The organism is Iodobacter sp. (assembly GCF_025352645.1).
Classification (GTDB): domain Bacteria; phylum Pseudomonadota; class Gammaproteobacteria; order Burkholderiales; family Chitinibacteraceae; genus Iodobacter.
The window spans coordinates 1-14,004 of record NZ_JANXSO010000057.1 but is presented as its reverse complement, the minus strand read 5'-3'; the positions used below and the strand labels follow the sequence as shown (position 1 = coordinate 14,004).

The following is a 14,004-nucleotide window of genomic DNA, read 5'->3' as shown; positions in this document are numbered from 1 at the left end:
ATCGGTTCCGATGGAAATACCATGAAAGAGGGTGCCGTCGGCAAGCGCAAGAAGGGCTGGTTTTGACACAGGCGGCTCCTGGGCGTTGCGCCCACAAGATTGAGTTCGGATATTTCTGAGGATGGCAAAACGGGATAGCTTCCGCTATCCCGCTTCGCACAAAATTGAGCCACATTATACCGCAAAAGCCCTTATCTATCAATGCGAAGCCAAGATCATTACGAATAGATTGCAGGCTTACAGCAGCTTTTCAATCTCAGCCGCCAACTCAGATGGTTTTGTCATGGGAGCAAAGCGATCGACTACTTTACCTTGCTTATCTAGTAAAAATTTACTGAAATTCCACTTTATGGCCTCGATACCCAATAGGCCCGGCTTTTCATCCTTCAGCCAGTTATAGAGCGGCGCGGCATTTTCACCATTCACATCCACCTTGGCAAGCATGGGGAAATCAATGCTGTAGTTGGTGGTGCAAAAATCTAGAATCTCTGCCTCGTTACCTGGCTCCTGCGCACCAAACTGATTGCATGGAAAACCCAGCACCACCAAGCCACGGTCTTTATACTGTGCATAGAGCGCCTGCAAGCCTTCATACTGCGGGGTAAAGCCGCAGTGGCTGGCTACATTCACCACTAAAATCACCGAGCCAGCGTACTGCGCTAAATCAACCGTTTCCCCGCCTATCCCTTGCACGCTAAAATCATAGATATTGCTCATTATTGATCCTTTGTAGAGAACATATGTTATTTAACCCATCAAGGGACGAAGCCCGCCGATTTTTTATTCAGGCATGGCAAAAGCATCAAGCGCACGCGCCACTGGCTGATATTGAAAAAATCATCGCAGGGATCTTGCTGCACCACCCCGAATATCAACCCATTCTATCCGAAGAATACTTAGATAAAGACTGGCCACCTGAATATGGCGAAACTAATCCGTTTTTGCATATCAGCATGCATCTGGCAATTGAAGAGCAAATCTCAATCGACCAACCCGCTGGCGTTAAAGCCTTATACCAGCAGCTGTGCGAGCGGCTCTCTACCGATCACACCGCCCTACACGCCATGATGGATGGCTTAGGGGAAATGATGTGGCAAGCCCAAAGAAACAACACCCCGCCCGATCCAGAAGTTTATCTAGAGATATTGCGGTTTAAGGTGGGGCAGTTGAAATAGCTACTTACTTAAAGGCATTTGCAATTGCTTCAGCTCTTTCAAACGCGCTTCCACGGCGGAGAGCAGGTAGAAATCCGTATTACCGGTGTTTTGCGCCTGCTGTAATTGCTCGATGGCGGCGGTGTATTCGCCAAGGCGGGCGTAGTACTCGGCTTGGGCCTGATGCTGGCGTACCGCATCGCCCCGCGCGCCTTGGATTTTAGCGATGCGTTGATAGAGATAAGCGTCTGAAGGGTAAAGCTCGATGGCGTATTGCGTGCTGGCCAGTGCATCGGCCTGCTGATTATTGGCAATCAGCGCGTCGATTTCGCCGTAAACCAGCGCTCGGCTGGCGGGGAAGCGCTTGCTCGCCTCCTTAAATATTTGTAGCGCTTCTACTGGGCGCTTTTGCGAAAGCCGGATACTGCCTGCCAAATATTCTAGTGATGCATGTGTTTTGCCCAGTGCTTGCTTGGCCTTTTGCAGCGTTGCCCACGCCCCATCGGCATCAAAGACGGCTAGCTGTGCTTGGGCAAGGCCATATAAATGCGCAGGCAGATGTGCGTATTTTTTTTCACTGAGTGTTTTGCGATAGTAATTGAGCGCGTCCTGCTCATCCATCTGCAAAAAACGCGCTTTTTCCCGCACAAACAAAAAATCTAAAGAGTCTTTTACCTGCTGATAAGGCTTATCTTTAAGCCTAGATTGCGCATCACTAATCCGCTTATAGGTAACGGGGTGAGTGCGCAAAAACTCTGGCGCATTGCCCTCGCCTAAGCGCGTACTTTTTTGCATGCGGTCAAAAAACATCGGCATGGCCGCTTGATCAAAACCGGCTTTTTGCAAAGTTTGCATGCCAATTCGATCTGCTTCTTGCTCAAATTGATAGGTGTAATCCAGCTGGCGCTGGATCATATAAGCTTGGCTGCCCATTAAACTGGCCATTGCCACATCGCCGCTGCCTTGGCTGGCCGCCACAATAGCCAAGCCAAGCGCCGCCAGAGTCACCCACGGTGCCATTTTTTGCCCTTCTAATAATCGGGCAAAGTGATGCTGGGTAACATGGGCAATTTCGTGCGAAAGCACCGAAGCGAGTTCAGATTCGTGCTGCGCCAGCACCATCAAGCCAGTATGCACCCCCACCAAGCCGCCCGGAATAGCAAATGCATTAATTGAGCGGTCCAGCATTGGGAAGAATACAAACGAGATTTCTGTTTCACCGCTGGCATCTTGCAAACGCCCCCCCAATTGCCTGAGATAAGCCACCAGCTCAGGGTCTTCGCTCATCGCGCCGCTGCGCCGTAGCTCGCGCATGGCCGACTCACCAATTTGCCGCTCTTGCAGCGGGCTCAAGCCCTCTTGCGAAGATTCACCCAAATTAGGTAGATCAGCTTGCACAGGGGCAGCTATTAAACTGATGGCCAGCATTAAACCGATTAATCGTCGTGACAAATCAAGCTCCTACTAAATTCACGGCAAAGACGAGCAATAGATAGCGTGCCGCTTTACCCAGCAATATCCACAACGCCACCTGCCGCCAAGGCCAGCGTAGCCAACCTGCCACAGCGCAGAGCACATCCCCAACGATAGGCAACCATGTCAGCAATAAACTCACTGGGCCAATCCGCTGAGCCCAAGCCACAGCTCGGCCCTGAGGAGCCTTCGGTAATCGACGCCCCATCCACACCGTAAGCAGGCCACCCAAGGTGTTGCCTGCAGTGACTACCAAGAGTGCGGGCAGTACCGCTTGGGCATTAAAATGCAGGTAGGCCAGCAAGGCGGCTTCAGAATTGCCCGGCAGCAAGGTGGCAGATAAAAAAGCTGAAGCAAATAAGCCCGACAGCCACGCTGGCTCAATCATCAAAAACGGAAATCTTCCTGAGCATGGGCGCTGATTGCCTTGCTTAGATCAGCAAAGAACTCGCCAGCCTCACGGGTGCTTTGCCAAACGCCATCCGCCAAGCGATAGTGATAGCCGCCGGAGCGCGCCGCAATCCACAATTCTTGATTTGCGCTATGGCGATTGACAATGATTTTGCTGCGGTCTGCAAACTCAATTTCTAATACATTGCCAGACAGCAAGGTATCGACATCCAGCTCGCTGTTATCCAGCGCGGCTTCAATTTTTGCGAATACACTATCGCTGAGGTATAGAAACTCGGACTCGGTCATTCAATCTATTCCCTACATGTTAGAATTGCGATTCTGCCATTAAATACTGACCAGAAGCCAAAATGATACGTGCGCTGTTATTACTATTGACCATTGCCACTCTTACAGCTTGCGGATTTAAAGGTGGGCTTTATCTTCCAGAAAAACCTGCCAGCGCGACGGCCAGTGCGCCAGCAGCATCCAAATAGCTCCAATATGTAGGGTGGGCACGCTTTTGTGCCCACGTGTTCGAATGGTAATCGCGTGGGCACAGGTGCCCCCCCCTACAGAATAGAGATGGTTTTTCCCAGCACATGGGTAGTTAATACAATGGCGGTGGAGGTGGAGCCAAAAGCGTTCAGCGCATTGATAATGCGCTGCAAGTGTTCTACATCGGTGGCCAGCACCCGCATCACTGCGCCGTCTTCGCCCGTTACGGTATAGCAATCAATAATTTCTGGGCAATCTGCCGCAAACTGCTCGTAAGGCCTGCCCTGCTGGGTAGAAAGCCGAATCATCGCCGTAATCTGATAGCCCAACGCCCGTGGGTTAATATCGGCCCGATAGCCACGAATCACATTATTACTCTCCAATCTTTTAATTCGCTCCGATACTGCAGGCTGGCTTAGATGCACCTGCCGGCCAATTTCTGCGTGCGACATCCTTGCATCTTGCTGTAAAAGTTGCAGGATTTTCTGGTCAAAAGAGTCGATTTTAGGATTCATAGGTATTTATCACTTATTTCAAGGTAATCCAACGGCTACTCGGCAATATACCGATGATTGGCCCTTCATACCAAGGCAATCACTTGCTAAATTATAAGCAATCTCACCCACACACCCGCCAGAGTCACGCCATGATTGCTAACAGCCAGATTGCCCAGATTGCCGAACAATTTTCCACCCCCTGCTGGGCCTATGATGCCAAAGTCATCCGTGCACAAATCGCCCGTCTGCGCCAATTTGATGTGATTCGCTTTGCGCAAAAAGCCTCCAGCAATGTGCATTTATTAAGACTGATGCGTGAAGAAGGCGTGCTAGTGGATTCGGTTTCAGTTGGTGAAGTAGAGCGTGCACTGGTGGCGGGCTACGTGCCAGATGATACAGCCCAGCACGCACCGATTGTTTTTACTGCAGATTTGCTGGATAAAACCGCGCTGCAACGCGTGGTTGAGCTCAATATCCCAGTGAACTGCGGCTCACCACAGATGCTGGAGCAACTGGGTGAAGCTCATCTAGGGCATCCAGTATGGCTACGGATTAACCCAGGCTTTGGCCACGGCCACAGCCGAAAAACCAATACCGGTGGCGAGCAAAGCAAGCATGGCATCTGGTTTGAACACCTCGCGCAAAGCTTAGCCATTATCGATCAGTACGGCCTGAAGCTGATTGGCCTACATATGCATATTGGCTCCGGCGTGGATTACGACCATCTGCAAAGCGTGTGTGACGCGATGATTGCCCAGGTTAAAAGCTGCGCTCACGATTTATCGGCCATTTCTATTGGCGGCGGCTTGTCTATCCCTTATCAAGATGGCGAGGATATAGTCGACACCGATCATTATTTCCAAATCTGGAATAGCGCACGCCAGGAAATTGAAGCCTTTTTAGGGCATAAAATCAGTATGGAGATCGAGCCTGGCCGTTTTCTAATGGCGCAATCGGGCTGCTTAATTTCTGAGCTACGTGCACAAAAACAAGTGGGGAATAACTTCTTTGCACTGGTCGACGCGGGTTTTAATGATCTGGCCCGCCCCGCCATGTATGGTAGCTATCACCGTATCAGCACTTATGCGCCGGATGGCACTCCCCGCAGCCCAGCCATCCGCCCTACCGTTGTGGCTGGGCCGCTATGTGAATCGGGCGATGTATTTACCCAGATTGAAGGTGGTGAAGTGACTAGCCAGAACTTACCCTGCTGCGAAATTGGCGATCTGTTTGTGTTTCACGATACCGGAGCCTATGGTGCCAGCATGTCATCTAATTACAATTCCCGCCCATTAATCCCTGAAGTATTGGTCGATGGCGAAACCATCACCCAAATCCGCCGCCGTCAGACGGTACAAGAATTAATTGCACTAGAACTATAAACAAACTACGTCAAGCTAAGGGCAGGCGCTTTGCCCTTAGCTTGTTTTAAGCGTTTGGCATTCCATCTACAAAGCACAGCAATTCACCTGGCGCCATTTTGATCCATGTTTCATTATCAGTGAGTGGCTGGGTAGCAATCACCGCAACCCTATCGTTTTTGCTGGTAACTTCAGAAAAATCGATGCTGACATCGGTATCATTCAAATGTGCAAGGGTGAAAGGCGCTTGCCTCACGATGTAGTGCAAATCGGTACTGCAGTGGGCAAACAGGGCGCTGCCATCAGAAAGTAAGAAATTAAAAGTGCCGATAGCCATCAAGACCTGCGCCAACTCAGCCAATGCTTGTTTTAATACCGCCAAGGGTGGGCAATTCACAAAGCGTTGGGCTAGCTCAGATAAAATCCAGCAAAATGCATGCTCGCTATCGGTACTGCCTACAGGTAGAAAACGACTACTTGTTAAGCTTGGCCGCTCTGGCAAATTGCCATTATGCGCAAATATCCAATAACGCCCCCATAGCTCACGCCGAAAAGGATGCGTATTGGCAAGGCTAACTTGCCCCTGCGTGGCCTTACGAATATGCGCAATCACATTGGTCGATTTAATGGGATAAGCGCGCACAAACTCAGCAATCGGCGAGCTTACCGATGGCAGATAATCCAAAAACATGCGGCAGCCATCGCCTTCAAAAAAAGCGATCCCCCAGCCATCCGAATGTTGATCGGTTAAACCACCACGCTGGCGAAACCCTTCAAAAGAAAACACAATATCGGTAGGCACATTGCAATTCATACCGAGTAATTGGCACATACGTATTCCTTTTACAAAAAAAAACGCCCACTTATGGGCGTTTTTCGATGATTAGTACCGCTTATTCACCGCTTGAGCCCGCACCATGGCTAAAGCCACAATCAACCATTACCACCTCACCCGTCATGCCTGACGACAACGAAGACAACAAGAAGGCGGTTACATTACCAACTTCTTCCTGAGTCACGTTGCGCTTCATTGGCGTACCTTCAGCTGCTTTTTTAAGCAGGGTATTGAAGTTAGCAATACCGGCAGCGGCCAGTGTTTTGATCGGGCCCGCAGAAACGGCATTCACACGAATCGCGCGATCTGGGCCTAATGCTGCAGCCATATAACGTACATTGGCTTCTAATGATGCTTTTGCCAAGCCCATTACATTGTAGCTTGGGATAGCGCGTTCAGAGCCCAGATAAGTCATGGTCACCAGTGAAGCACCATCGCTGAGCATTGGACGCGCGGCCTTAGCTAAAGCAGCAAAACTGTAAGAGCTAATATCATGCGCAATATGAAAGGATTCACGTGTTACCGCATCCAGATAATCGCCCTTCAAGGCTTCGCGTGGAGCAAAACCAATCGAGTGAACCAAGCCATCAATCGCGTCCCAATGCTTAGCAAGCTCTACGAATAAATCAGTAATCTGCTCATCGCTGGCTACATCACAGGGCAGCACCAAATCGGTATCAAAGTCTTTTGCCAGATCAACTACACGCTGACGCAAGTTTTCACTTACATAAGTGAAGGCCAGCGTAGCACCTTCACGTTTAGCTGCCTGAGCAATGCCGTAGGCAATAGAGCGGTCTGACAATAGACCGGTAATCAAGATTTTTTTGCCGGCGAGAAAGCCCATACAAACACCTTTAATATATGTAATTAAGACACAGAGGGCGGATTATAGACGAAACCGCGTCAATGTACGCCAATGAAGCAAATCAATTACTTGCATCACTGGCGATAAAAGTAAGACTAAGCACTGCAAACCTGCGCAAAAAAACGCTATTTCACGCTAGTGCATAGGGTAAATCAAGGATTTCAAGCACGGGGCCATCCACCGCAGCAAGGTGTAAACCATGCTCTAAGCTAGCAATTTGTGCCACCACCAGCACTTCCCACCGGCCTTGACCCACCTTAGCCGCCAACATCAGCTTACCACTTGCTTGGCCGTTCATTTCACTACTAAACACCTCTTGCCCAGCTTCAGCATGCTCTGTTGCAAGGCTAGCACGATACATACGGCGCTTTAATTTGCCCAAATATTGGGTACGCGCCACAATTTCTTGGCCTGGATAGCAGCCTTTGGTAAAACTCACACCACCGATGAGCTCCATATTGGCCATCTGCGCCACAAAAGCTTCCTGCGTTGCCGTGGTAATCCAAGGCGCGCCTGCGCGAATATCGCTTAAACGCCATAGTGATTCATCCGCTGGCAAAATCCCCGCCGCCAGCAACTGCTGCCAAAGCGCCAGGGCGGCATCGTGGGCAATAGCCAATTGATAGCGCTGCCCTGGTAAAGCAATCACCGTGCATTGCTCGCTGAGTACGCTGCTAAAGTCAGCCTCAGGCAAAGCGCCCACCACACTAGCTAGTTTTTCCGCCGCCAAAGGGCCGGCTACGCCAAGCAAGAGCAGCTCGGCACTGGCATCTCTGGCCTTGGTTTTGGAGCGCATCACAAACATGCTTAAACGCTTTTGGATGGCGGCTTGCAACTCTGCGGCCACTTGCAGGCAGTAATCATCCCCACGGCGAAACACTAAAAAGCTCGCCAGCATCCGGCCCTTAGGCGTGGAATAACTAGAGTACTGAGCCGCGTTATCCCCTAAGGCACGCACATCGCTAGAAAGCTGACCTTGCAAAAAGGGCTGTGTTTCTTCGCCGCTAAATGCAATCACACCAAAGGCATCCAGCGGGCTCATCACAGCGCCTTGCTCTAAATCGGCGCTAGCTGCATCGAGTGGTGTATGCGCCAAAAGATCAGTCCAAGCCATGATATGCCCCGCGTATGCTAGAAAAACCGCCATTATATAGAATATTGGTGGCGGCACGGCATGCATCAGGCGGGGCAAGGGCGGAGTTAAGCCAACCGCATAAGAAGTCAGTCACCTAGAGCGGGTGCATCTTGTTGCAAAGCTTTGTTATGGCAACGATTTAAGTTGATGCGCATGCCTACTCTGTTGTGGGTCTTGCTGCATCTCCAGAGCTGAGTGCTGGGCGGCTTAGATCACCCCCGATGCGAATATGGTTAGAAATCGCCAAAACGCCACTTTGTAAACGTGCCGAAACACCGCCTTCTAAACGTCCTGCCTTAGCAATACTGACCGCGCCCTGTGCACTAAATTTACCCGCGTCCAGCGCTAAGTTTTTTATCTGTAAGGCACTGTCTTTAAAGATAATTTTACCTTTAAGCGTATCAAAACGTGTTTGCCCACCACGCCCAGACGCTGGGCTGCCTGACCTTAATTGCGTAATTAAATCAAGATTATGCAGTGCACCATCACGCAATAAAAAATCAAAATCCACCATAGGATGCGCAAACAGTTTTAAATAATCTTTAGCGCGATAATTAAACAGCCCTTCTCCATCCATACGCCCAGAAACAAAAGTCGTTGTACTGAATACTTTGCTAAAAGGTTCGGTATGTACCCCCTTTACACTAACCTGCCCCGCCAGCACCCAATCATCCGCCCACGTCAACATGGCCTTACCGCTTAAAACACCGCCATAAGATTCACCACGGATATCATCAATCAACAGGCCAGCAGATGATCCTTCGCCACTCATATAAAGCTTTTCAAATACCACGGGATAGCCCAAAGGGATTTCCCAACCTGAGGCTTGCACCGTCAGCCGGATATTTTCCCCACTTGGCTTGATATGCATTTCAAGATGCCCCTGCTTATCGGCTAATCGCAAATCAGCAAACGCCCCATTGTCAGCAAACTTCATCAGCCCATCAATCGGGCCTAATTCATTTTGATCCCACACCACGCTTGATTTTGTGAGCAACACATCGCCCAGCGTAATGCGGCCTTGCTCTAAGGTCGCAAATCGTTTTGGTAAGGAAAAAGCAAAGGATGGAGACAAACGCACCCCATCAACTTCAACATTTTTCAAACTTTTTCCGTAATGAAATAAATTAAAAACACTCAAAGGCACACGAATTTGCTCAATAGAGCCTGCCCCGCCATCCATTTTTATACCCTTTAGGCTAAAAAATGGCAGTGGTTGATAAGCAAATTCGATGTTTTCTAGCTGAACTTGCGCCTGTAGTAGTGCAGAAAGGCGTTTTTCTAGCTGCGGTTTATAGCTATTTAATGGAATAAGCAAAGGCAGAGAAACAATTAAAACAAACAAAAAAAGCAAACAAATCAACATCATTCTTATTTTTTTCATATTACCATCTCGAATATATTACACATTGTGTTGACAGAAAGGACTTCGGATTCTACTATACGGGCCTTCATCGATTCCCTGATAGCTCAGTTGGTAGAGCGACGGACTGTTAATCCGCAGGTCCCTGGTTCGAGTCCAGGTCGGGGAGCCAAACTATTTTACGATAGTAAGCTCCGATGAGGTAGAGAAGTTTATTCCCTGATAGCTCAGTTGGTAGAGCGACGGACTGTTAATCCGCAGGTCCCTGGTTCGAGTCCAGGTCGGGGAGCCAAGATTCAAAGTGTTGTAAGACAGCACTTATTACTGAAAAACATTTAGTTAATCAGTAAACCAATACCCAGTTTTATTCCCTGATAGCTCAGTTGGTAGAGCGACGGACTGTTAATCCGCAGGTCCCTGGTTCGAGTCCAGGTCGGGGAGCCAAATTAAAAAACCACAGCCTAGGCTGTGGTTTTTTTTTGCTCATTACCTTAGCAACAGCGGCAAACCACACCGCCCTCGTGTTACTTTGGCAAATAGCCATCAAAACGCGTGCTTTCGCCGCCAAACACAAAATCAGGTTTTACCCCTGCCATGCAAGGCGCAATCCGTGGCCGCTTTACAATCACGCGTTTTTTGGCCAAGGCCCTTGCTGGCTGCAACAAATCATTCGCATCAAGATCATCCCCAATCACGGTTTGAAACGCCGCCATTTCTTTTTTAGATTTAGCCCGCTTAGTTGGGTCAGGGAACATCGGGTCTAAAAACACGACATCAAACTCTGGCGCTTGGGCTGGCGGATTAAATAGATAAGTAGGCAGCTCCCCAGCCAAGAGCTTAGCCAATTGCTGATGCCCATCCCCAAAGATCAAACGCATTCTGGCAATGATGGGCGCGGTGGCGGCATCGGCCTTAGCACGGCGTAAGCCATCAGCCAGCAGAGCCACCGCCACAGGCGAGCGCTCAACCAAGGTAACGGCACAGCCTAAAGACGCCAACACAAAGGCGTCCCGCCCCAATCCTGCCGTCGCATCGAGCACTCTGGGCATATACTCGCCCTTAATCCCCACCGCCTTGGCGACGGGCTGACCACGGCCACCGCCAAACTGCCGCCGATGCAGCGCAGCACCACCCACAAAATCAACCGCCACCGTGCCTTTTTCACCAAGGGTAACCAGCTCAAGGCGTTCGTTCTGCCAACAAAGATAATGTAATGTGCCTGCCGCTAGCGCATCCCAAAGCGGCAGGCCCAAGGCGCTGAGCTCTTCACAAACGGCAGCTGGGGCATTCAGGGTGAGTAAACCAATCATACCCAGCCCCCAAACATCGTTACGGGGCGGTATGGGTGCTGCGGCTTACGCATCGCTGGGTCTTGGCGATAAAATAAATTGAGTTGTTGATACACGTCGGGATAACTCTCAAGCAATAAATGGGGCGCAGTAAAGAACACTTCACTACACACAGCCAGACATTCTGCCGGATTTTCTGCCGCATAGAGATCAATTGTGCTTTCTTCCCCCATTTGCGCCCGCCTACTGAGCTGCAAATAAGCTTGAGAAAACACTTTTTTCCAACGCGCATAGTTCATCCCCTGATGCAGAGGCGGGCAGCCATTGGCGCTACCGGAGCGCATATCCAGCTTATGCGCCATTTCATGAATCACCACATTACTGCTTGGATGATAGGGCGCTTCAATCACGTCTTGCATCGATAGCAATACCGAGCCTTTATGCCGCGCTTGCCCCGATAACACCCGCATTTCCTGATGCACAAGGCCAATCGAATCTGTATATAGATCTCGGCTGATAAAGCGCCCAGGATAAAGCACCACTTCTTGCCAATCATCATAGGCATCAAAGCCTAGATTCATCACCGGCAAGGCGGCTTGCACCGCGATCAGCAAACGCAGCTCATCGTTTATCTCCAGCCCATGCACGGGTGTAATGGTTTTAGTATGTAAAAACCACACGGCATGATCCCTGAGCTGCGCAAGCTCGGCCGAGCTTAAGCCGCGCAATAATGGCAGTGCCAGCATGTTTTGCCATAAAGAGTCTTTAATCGGCTGGCTGGATAAATACTGCCGCCTGCGGCGCTGGCGCAAAAAATCAAACATGGGCGAATTCCAGCGGAAGATATACCAAGAGATGGGCATGCTTCAGCACAAATCAAGGATTTTGCCGAATGGTTTTAGCCAAGTTTCAGGTAAACTTGCAGCCCCAACACGATTGATCAAAGCATAATGACGCTTAAAGGGACTTTGCTGTTTGGCCTTGCCGCAGCCTGCTTACTTGCCATCAACGCCAAAAAAACGCCAAGCGAAATGCGCTTTGCCTTAGCCAAGCAACCTAAAATATCCGCCAGCACGCCGCAAATGGAAGTGCAACGCCTGCGTGCGCCTGTGCCTGCTGCGCATAGCGCCAGCATCATTGCGCTAAGTAACGGTGAGCGCATCGCATTTTGGTTTGGCGGCTCACGTGAAGGCGCTACCGACGTCAGCATTTGGGCTTCACGCTATCAAAACGGCAAATGGATTAAGCCTTGGATTGTGGCCACGCCAGCGCAAAGCTCAAAAGACCAATGGCGCTATATTAAAAAAGTGGGCAATCCTGTGCCTGTGCTCGATAGCCAAGGGCGTTTGCAGCTATTTTATGTATCGGTATCCATGGGCGGCTGGGCCACCAGTACGCTCAACCGCATGATATCGATCGACAACGGCCAAAACTGGGGCCCTGCCAGCAAAATCGTGACCAGCCCTTTCTTTAATTTATCCACACTGGTGCGCACCCACGCCGTGCAGCTTGAAGACGGCGGTTTTTTGCTGCCGGTGTATCACGAGCTAGCGCGCAAATTTGGCGAGCTACTGCAGTTTGATAAACAGGGGCAATTGCTACGCAAAATTCGCATGAACGCCGAGGGCGAAAACCTGCAACCCGCCGTGATCGCTCGCAGCCCAACCGATGCCTTTGCTCTATTAAGAAACAGCGGCCCAAGCCGCCAATTAATGCTGCAACAAAGCCATGATGGCGGTGCGCATTGGAGCCCGATTCAACAGCTCAATACCAAAAATCCTGACTCTGCGATTGCAGTAGAACGCATGCCAGATGGCCGGCTCATCATGGCGCACAACCCGCGCAGTGACGGGCGCAGCGAGCTGGCACTCAGTGTTTCGCAAGACGGCAAAAATTGGAAAAAAATCAAAGTGATCGAAAACACCCCAGGCATGGAATTCTCCTACCCTACCCTGCTGGTTAACGACGAAATCATGGATTTAGTCTACACATGGGAGCGCTCTGAAATCCGCCATGTGCGCTTTAACCGCGCTTGGCTAGATGGAGCACAACCATGATCGCCGCACTCAGTGGATTACTACTCTGGGCGCTAAGTGGTGCTGCCTTAATCGCCGCTGGCTGGAAGAAAAACCGCCTACTGATCAGCAGCGGCCTGATCGTTCTGCTTGGCTCGCCTTGGCTGCTTGGCTTATTCAGCGCCCCCAGCCTTGCCATGCTAGGCCTTGCCGCAGGCCTGCTGCTGAAACAAAAACTGCGCCCGCTGCTGGCTATTTGGCTACTACTAAGCGGCCTAGCGCTCTACGCCTCTGCACTCGGCTTTATCGCCTACGATATTTACGCCCTAGGCTATGCACCCCAAGTAATATTAATCTGGTGCGCCATCTCGCTAGGCCTAGCTTGGCAACAAGGCCATCGCGCCCTCGCCTACGCTTGGCTTGCCGCCCTTGCGCTCTACCCATTAGGCATTTTAGAAAGCCGCAACCTATGGGATGCCATGCTAGACCCTGTGGCGATGCTAGTTGGAGGCGTGAGTTTGCTGCGGTGGCTGTGGACGAAAAGGCACTAATTAAAGAGTGAGCTGCTAAAAAAACGAGTGACTACCCTAAGAAGTCAACTTCAGCCGCATGTTTGGCAACCCACGCATGGACGCAGCATTAGGCTCAGCCAACGACAGCGCACCCTTTTTTGGCTTAACGAAACTAGCATGAAACTAGAAGGCTTAAATAAGCACTACCGCCTGATCAACAGCTACAGAAAACTACATGCGGCGCGGGAGAAGGCTGCGGGGAAATCTGGCCAAGCATAGTTTGTTTTAAACAAATGCCACCCACACCGTGGGTGACAGCATCTAGCTAAGTGGATTGGTTAGGCTACGTCCTGCTTACGCCCATTCCGCACTCAATGCTTCTGCCTGTTGCAACACCGTTTGAATCGCATCTTCCTGAAAATCAGGTGGATAGCCGTATTTACGCAGGATACGTTTCACCATAATGCGTAATTTGGCAGTAAGCACTCAGCCGTACCACAGCAATTTTTCGATTAACTCTGGCATGCTGCGCTTTTTATCTTTGGAGCTGTAGTATGGGTATTCATCGATCTGATCTTAGCTTGGAAGCGGTGCAAACTTGGCAGGCCAGTGCGCTG

General features: G+C 50.4%; 17 protein-coding genes, 3 tRNA genes and 1 pseudogene. 9 read left to right on the top strand and 12 right to left on the bottom strand.

Features of this window, described 5'->3' with window-relative positions:
* Positions 1–237: 237 nt before the first annotated feature.
* A complete protein-coding gene (locus Q0R17_RS07535) occupies positions 238–717 on the bottom strand; it encodes a glutathione peroxidase (protein WP_293933558.1) in 480 nt (159 codons plus the stop codon).
* A 23-nt stretch (positions 718–740) separates the two neighbouring features.
* Between Q0R17_RS07535 and Q0R17_RS07530 the strand changes: the two genes are divergently transcribed.
* Positions 741–1,175 (top strand): DUF1841 family protein, encoded by a 435-nt coding sequence (locus Q0R17_RS07530; RefSeq protein ID WP_293933556.1) that lies wholly within the window; start codon positions 741–743, stop codon positions 1,173–1,175.
* On the opposite strand, the gene Q0R17_RS07525 is transcribed toward Q0R17_RS07530, so the two are convergent.
* From Q0R17_RS07525 to cyaY, 3 genes are read right to left on the bottom strand one after another with little or no spacing between them, the layout of a single operon-like run.
* Positions 1,176–2,606: a M48 family metalloprotease gene (locus Q0R17_RS07525; RefSeq protein ID WP_293933553.1), complete on the bottom strand. Its 1,431-nt coding sequence runs from the start codon at positions 2,604–2,606 to the stop codon at positions 1,176–1,178.
* Position 2,607: 1 nt separating this feature from the next.
* A complete protein-coding gene (locus Q0R17_RS07520; RefSeq protein ID WP_293933551.1) occupies positions 2,608–3,015 on the bottom strand; it encodes a YqaA family protein in 408 nt (135 codons plus the stop codon).
* Positions 3,015–3,326, bottom strand: a complete 312-nt coding sequence (cyaY, locus tag Q0R17_RS07515; RefSeq protein ID WP_293933549.1) for an iron donor protein CyaY — start codon at positions 3,324–3,326, stop codon at positions 3,015–3,017. Before cyaY ends, Q0R17_RS07520 begins: the two co-directional genes overlap by 1 nt.
* Before the next feature lie 62 nt (positions 3,327–3,388).
* Between cyaY and Q0R17_RS20055 the strand changes: the two genes are divergently transcribed.
* Complete coding sequence (locus tag Q0R17_RS20055; RefSeq protein ID WP_374759858.1) at positions 3,389–3,514, top strand: lipoprotein; 126 nt, start codon at positions 3,389–3,391, stop codon at positions 3,512–3,514.
* A gap of 75 nt (positions 3,515–3,589) precedes the next feature.
* Here Q0R17_RS20055 and Q0R17_RS07510 read toward each other — a convergent pair whose 3' ends face one another.
* Positions 3,590–4,030 carry an Lrp/AsnC family transcriptional regulator gene (locus Q0R17_RS07510; RefSeq protein ID WP_293933547.1) on the bottom strand — a complete coding sequence of 147 codons (441 nt, stop codon included), beginning with the start codon at positions 4,028–4,030 and terminating at the stop codon, positions 3,590–3,592.
* A 53-nt stretch (positions 4,031–4,083) separates the two neighbouring features.
* On the opposite strand from Q0R17_RS07510, the gene lysA reads away from it, so the two are divergent.
* Positions 4,084–5,394, top strand: coding sequence for a diaminopimelate decarboxylase (gene lysA, locus Q0R17_RS07505; RefSeq protein WP_293933545.1), 1,311 nt, complete (start codon positions 4,084–4,086; stop codon positions 5,392–5,394).
* 46 nt (positions 5,395–5,440) lie between these two features.
* Here the strand turns inward: lysA and Q0R17_RS07500 are convergent, their stop codons facing one another.
* The 4 genes from Q0R17_RS07500 to Q0R17_RS07485 form a co-directional block, all read right to left on the bottom strand.
* Entirely contained in the window at positions 5,441–6,205 is a 765-nt protein-coding gene (locus tag Q0R17_RS07500) for a class II glutamine amidotransferase (protein ID WP_293933543.1), read from the bottom strand.
* Between the two features lie 61 nt (positions 6,206–6,266).
* Complete coding sequence (locus Q0R17_RS07495; protein WP_293933541.1) at positions 6,267–7,052, bottom strand: enoyl-ACP reductase; 786 nt, start codon at positions 7,050–7,052, stop codon at positions 6,267–6,269.
* Between the two features lie 151 nt (positions 7,053–7,203).
* Positions 7,204–8,187 carry a folate-binding protein YgfZ gene (locus Q0R17_RS07490; protein WP_293933539.1) on the bottom strand — a complete coding sequence of 328 codons (984 nt, stop codon included), beginning with the start codon at positions 8,185–8,187 and terminating at the stop codon, positions 7,204–7,206.
* Between the two features lie 178 nt (positions 8,188–8,365).
* Positions 8,366–9,592, bottom strand: a complete 1,227-nt coding sequence (locus Q0R17_RS07485; RefSeq protein WP_293933537.1) for an AsmA family protein — start codon at positions 9,590–9,592, stop codon at positions 8,366–8,368.
* Between the two features lie 75 nt (positions 9,593–9,667).
* Here Q0R17_RS07485 and Q0R17_RS07480 point away from each other — a divergent pair.
* From Q0R17_RS07480 to Q0R17_RS07470, 3 genes are all read left to right on the top strand, one after another.
* Positions 9,668–9,743 (top strand) — tRNA-Asn (locus Q0R17_RS07480).
* A 44-nt stretch (positions 9,744–9,787) separates the two neighbouring features.
* Positions 9,788–9,863: transfer RNA gene (locus Q0R17_RS07475), tRNA-Asn, on the top strand.
* Positions 9,864–9,939: 76 nt separating this feature from the next.
* A tRNA-Asn gene (locus Q0R17_RS07470) sits at positions 9,940–10,015 on the top strand.
* Positions 10,016–10,095: 80 nt separating this feature from the next.
* Here Q0R17_RS07470 and Q0R17_RS07465 read toward each other — a convergent pair.
* Entirely contained in the window at positions 10,096–10,881 is a 786-nt protein-coding gene (locus tag Q0R17_RS07465) for a class I SAM-dependent methyltransferase (protein WP_293933536.1), read from the bottom strand.
* Entirely contained in the window at positions 10,878–11,684 is an 807-nt protein-coding gene (locus Q0R17_RS07460; RefSeq protein ID WP_293933533.1) for a zinc-dependent peptidase, read from the bottom strand. The genes Q0R17_RS07465 and Q0R17_RS07460 overlap by 4 nt, the downstream gene beginning before the upstream one ends.
* Before the next feature lie 126 nt (positions 11,685–11,810).
* Between Q0R17_RS07460 and Q0R17_RS07455 the strand changes: the two genes are divergently transcribed.
* The 3 genes and pseudogenes from Q0R17_RS07455 to Q0R17_RS20050 all read left to right on the top strand — a co-directional run bounded on the left by Q0R17_RS07455 (position 11,811) and on the right by Q0R17_RS20050 (position 13,666).
* Positions 11,811–12,917 (top strand): exo-alpha-sialidase, encoded by a 1,107-nt coding sequence (locus tag Q0R17_RS07455; RefSeq protein WP_293933531.1) that lies wholly within the window; start codon positions 11,811–11,813, stop codon positions 12,915–12,917.
* Positions 12,914–13,426 carry a hypothetical protein gene (locus Q0R17_RS07450; protein WP_293933529.1) on the top strand — a complete coding sequence of 171 codons (513 nt, stop codon included), beginning with the start codon at positions 12,914–12,916 and terminating at the stop codon, positions 13,424–13,426. Before Q0R17_RS07455 ends, Q0R17_RS07450 begins: the two co-directional genes overlap by 4 nt.
* A gap of 58 nt (positions 13,427–13,484) precedes the next feature.
* Positions 13,485–13,666, top strand: a pseudogene (locus tag Q0R17_RS20050) (hypothetical protein).
* A 75-nt stretch (positions 13,667–13,741) separates the two neighbouring features.
* Here Q0R17_RS20050 and Q0R17_RS07440 read toward each other — a convergent pair.
* A complete protein-coding gene (locus Q0R17_RS07440) occupies positions 13,742–13,873 on the bottom strand; it encodes a type I restriction enzyme endonuclease domain-containing protein (protein WP_293933526.1) in 132 nt (43 codons plus the stop codon).
* Positions 13,874–14,004 lie beyond the last annotated feature (131 nt).

What these genes read in the sequence shown, in the direction of transcription:
- lysA (WP_293933545.1), top strand. Translation starts at nt 4,084, where the DNA reads ATGATTGGCCCTTCATACCAAGGCAATCACTTGCTAAATTATAAGCAA.
- Q0R17_RS07465 (WP_293933536.1), bottom strand. Translation starts at nt 10,881, where the DNA reads ATGATTGGTTTACTCACCCTGAATGCCCCAGCTGCCGTTTGTGAAGAG.
- Q0R17_RS07460 (WP_293933533.1), bottom strand. Translation starts at nt 11,684, where the DNA reads ATGTTTGATTTTTTGCGCCAGCGCCGCAGGCGGCAGTATTTATCCAGC.
- Q0R17_RS07520 (WP_293933551.1), bottom strand. Translation starts at nt 3,015, where the DNA reads ATGATTGAGCCAGCGTGGCTGTCGGGCTTATTTGCTTCAGCTTTTTTA.
- Q0R17_RS07495 (WP_293933541.1), bottom strand. Translation starts at nt 7,052, where the DNA reads ATGGGCTTTCTCGCCGGCAAAAAAATCTTGATTACCGGTCTATTGTCA.
- Q0R17_RS20055 (WP_374759858.1), top strand. Translation starts at nt 3,389, where the DNA reads ATGATACGTGCGCTGTTATTACTATTGACCATTGCCACTCTTACAGCT.
- Q0R17_RS07535 (WP_293933558.1), bottom strand. Translation starts at nt 717, where the DNA reads ATGAGCAATATCTATGATTTTAGCGTGCAAGGGATAGGCGGGGAAACG.
- Q0R17_RS07485 (WP_293933537.1), bottom strand. Translation starts at nt 9,592, where the DNA reads ATGAAAAAAATAAGAATGATGTTGATTTGTTTGCTTTTTTTGTTTGTT.
- Q0R17_RS07500 (WP_293933543.1), bottom strand. Translation starts at nt 6,205, where the DNA reads ATGTGCCAATTACTCGGTATGAATTGCAATGTGCCTACCGATATTGTG.
- Q0R17_RS07530 (WP_293933556.1), top strand. Translation starts at nt 741, where the DNA reads ATGTTATTTAACCCATCAAGGGACGAAGCCCGCCGATTTTTTATTCAG.
- Q0R17_RS07510 (WP_293933547.1), bottom strand. Translation starts at nt 4,030, where the DNA reads ATGAATCCTAAAATCGACTCTTTTGACCAGAAAATCCTGCAACTTTTA.
- Q0R17_RS07455 (WP_293933531.1), top strand. Translation starts at nt 11,811, where the DNA reads ATGACGCTTAAAGGGACTTTGCTGTTTGGCCTTGCCGCAGCCTGCTTA.
- Q0R17_RS07490 (WP_293933539.1), bottom strand. Translation starts at nt 8,187, where the DNA reads ATGGCTTGGACTGATCTTTTGGCGCATACACCACTCGATGCAGCTAGC.
- Q0R17_RS07450 (WP_293933529.1), top strand. Translation starts at nt 12,914, where the DNA reads ATGATCGCCGCACTCAGTGGATTACTACTCTGGGCGCTAAGTGGTGCT.
- cyaY (WP_293933549.1), bottom strand. Translation starts at nt 3,326, where the DNA reads ATGACCGAGTCCGAGTTTCTATACCTCAGCGATAGTGTATTCGCAAAA.